The 2,975-nt window shown below is 72.9% G+C and carries 1 protein-coding gene; it reads left to right on the top strand.

Annotated features, from left to right (window positions below; translation table 11 throughout):
- On the top strand, positions 1-2,975 hold a 2,975-nt coding region (locus AB0L59_RS42155; protein WP_365593491.1), incomplete at both ends, for an AMP-binding protein.

Here is a 2,975-nt window from a genome sequence, read left to right as displayed (position 1 = left end):
GTCGAGAACGTCGTCGCCTCGCACCCCGGAGTCGCCCAGGCGGCGGTCATCGCCCGCGAGGACGTCCCGGGTGACACGCGGCTGGTGGCCTACGTCGTCCCGGCCGAGGGAACGCGACGCGATCTGCCCGGACTGATCACCGGGTTCGCCGCCGAGCGGCTGCCCGCTTACATGGTCCCCTCCGCCGTCGTCGTGCTCGACGCCCTGCCGCTGACGGTCAACGGCAAACTGGACCACGGGGCCCTCCCCGCACCCGCGTACACCACCGGAGCCGGCCGCGGTCCGGCGAACGCCCGCGAAGAGGTTCTCTGCGCGGCCTTCGCCGAGGTCCTCGGCGTGGAGAGCGTGGGCGTGGACGACGACTTCTTCCGGCTCGGCGGCCACTCCCTGCTCGCCGTCCGCCTGGTCGAGGTGCTGCGCTCGCACGGCGTGTCCGTCTCCGTACGGACCCTGTTCCACAAGCCGACCCCGGCCGGGCTCGCGCTCTCGACGGGAGCCGTGCACACGGTGGAGGCCCCGGCGAACCCGATTCCCGCCGACGCGCGGGAGATCACGCCGGACATGCTGCCGCTCGTCGACCTGACCACCGACGAGGTCGCCCGCATCGCCGCCACCGTCCCCGGCGGTGCGGCGAACATCGCGGACATCTACCCGCCGGCCCCGCTGCAGGAGGGCCTGCTCTTCCACCACCTGCTCGCGGACGGCGGTGACGACGCCTACGTCACCCCCGTGGTGTTCGAGCTGGAGTCCCAGGAGCTGCTGCACGCCTTCACCGCTGCCCTGCAGCAGGTGGTCGACCGGCACGACATCTTCCGTACGTCGTTCGTCTGGGAGGGGCTGCGCGAACCGGTTCAGGTGGTCTGGCGCCGGGCCCCGCTCCTCGTCGAGGAAGTGACGCTGGACGCGCACGGCACCGACCCGGTCGAGCAGCTGCTGGAGGCCGGCGGCACGTCGATGGATCTGGGCCGCGCGCCGCTGCTCACGATGCACGTCGCCGCGCTGCCGGACGGCGATCGCCGGCTGATGCTGCTCAAGGTGCACCACACCGTCCAGGACCACACCGCCATGGAAGTGGTGCTGGCCGAGGTCCAGGCCTTCCTGACCGGCCGGGCCGACGCGCTGCCCACCCCTGTGCCGTTCCGCAACTTCGTCGCCCAGGCGAGGGGCGGCATGGCACGGTCGGAGCACGAGGCCCACTTCACCGAACTGCTCGGCGACGTCGACGAACCGACCGCGCCGTTCGGCCTCGTCGACGTCCGCGGCAACGGAGCGGACACCGTACGGATCCATGTGCCCTTCGCACCGGAACTGCACGAGCGACTGCGCGAGGTCGCCCGCCGGCTGAGCACGAGCGCGGCGACCGTGCTGCACGTCGCCTGGGCGCGGACCCTGGCGGCGGTCTCGGGACGGGCCGACGTGGTGTTCGGCACGGTCCTGTTCGGCCGGATGAACGCCGGTGCCGGTGCCGACCGGATCCCCGGCCCGTTCATCAACACCCTGCCGGTCCGGCTGCGCACCGGTGATCTGGGCGCGCTGGAGGCCGTCTCGGCCATGCGGGACCAGCTGGCCGAGCTGCTGGAGCACGAGCACGCCCCCCTCGCCCTGGCCCAGCGGGCCAGCGCACTGGCCGGCGACACACCTCTGTTCACCGCCCTGTTCAACTACCGCCACAACCCCGGCGGTTCCGAGCAGGATCGGGGCGACCGCACCCGCGGTTTCGAGGGTTTCGAGGCACGGTTCTCGCGCGAGCGCACCAACTACCCCCTCGCCGTCTCCGTGGACGACGACGGCGACTCGATCGCGCTGGCCGTGGACGCGGTGACGGGCGTGGACCCCCACGCGGTGGGGAGACTGATGTGCACCGCCACCGAGAACCTGGTCGCCGCCCTGGAGACGGCCCTGGACGGCGGCTCCCAGCAGCCCCTGAGCGCGGTAGGCGTCCTCGACGAGGTCACCGAGCGCCACATGCTGACGGAGTGGAACGACACGGCGGTCGAGGTCGCTCCGCTGACCGTGCCGGAGCTGTTCGCCGCGCAGGCCGCGCGCACCCCGGACGCGGTGGCCGTGGTCGCCGAGGGGATCGAGCTGTCGTACGCGGAACTGGACGCCCGGGCGAACCGTCTGGCGCGTTACCTGACCGGCCGTGGCGTGGGCCCGGAGTCGCTGGTGGGTGTCTGCCTGGAGCGTGGTGTCGAACTGCTGGTGGCGGTGCTCGGCGTGCTCAAGGCCGGTGGCGCCTACATGACCATCGACCCGGAGTACCCGGCGCAGCGTGTCGCCTACATGCTGGACGACGCCCGACCGCGGGTGCTGCTGGCGGCCACCGCCACCGAGGCCGTGCTTCCCGGCGCGGTGCTGCTGGACTCCCCCGAGGTCGTCGCCGCCCTGGCGGACCTCGACGGCGGCGCGCTCGACGTGCCGGGGCCGGCGCTCGCGAACCCGGCGTACGTGATCTACACCTCCGGTTCGACCGGACGGCCGAAGGGAGTGCTGGTCTCGCACGCGGGTGTGGCGAGCATGACGGCGGGCCACATGAGTCTGCTGGGCGTGGGCGCTGGACACCGGGTGGGCCAGTTCGCGTCCGTGGGCTTCGACGCGTTCGCGTGGGAGTGGTTCATGGCCCTGCTGACCGGCGCGACCCTGGTGGTCGTCCCGCCGGAGCGGCGGGCCGGCACACCGCTGGCACAGCTGCTGGCCGAGCAGGCCGTGACCCATGTGACGCTCCCGCCCGCGGTGCTGGCGACGCTGGACGAGAGCACGGTCGGCAAGGACCTCGTCCTGGTGACGGCGGGCGAGGCGCTGCCGCCCGAGGCGGCGGCGCGCTGGTCGTGCGGCCGGCGGCTGTTCAACGCCTACGGCCCCGCGGAGACCACGGTCGATGCGACGCTGTGGGCCTGTGACCCGGGGGCCGGGGAGGTGGCGATCGGTGTGCCGGTGGTCAACACCCGGGTGTTCGTGCTGGACGAGTTCCTGGC

The organism is Streptomyces sp. NPDC052109 (assembly GCF_040680195.1).
Lineage (GTDB): Bacteria > Actinomycetota > Actinomycetes > Streptomycetales > Streptomycetaceae > Streptomyces.
Note: the sequence above shows the minus strand (reverse complement) of the source record. Positions and strands in the feature narration are given on the sequence as shown.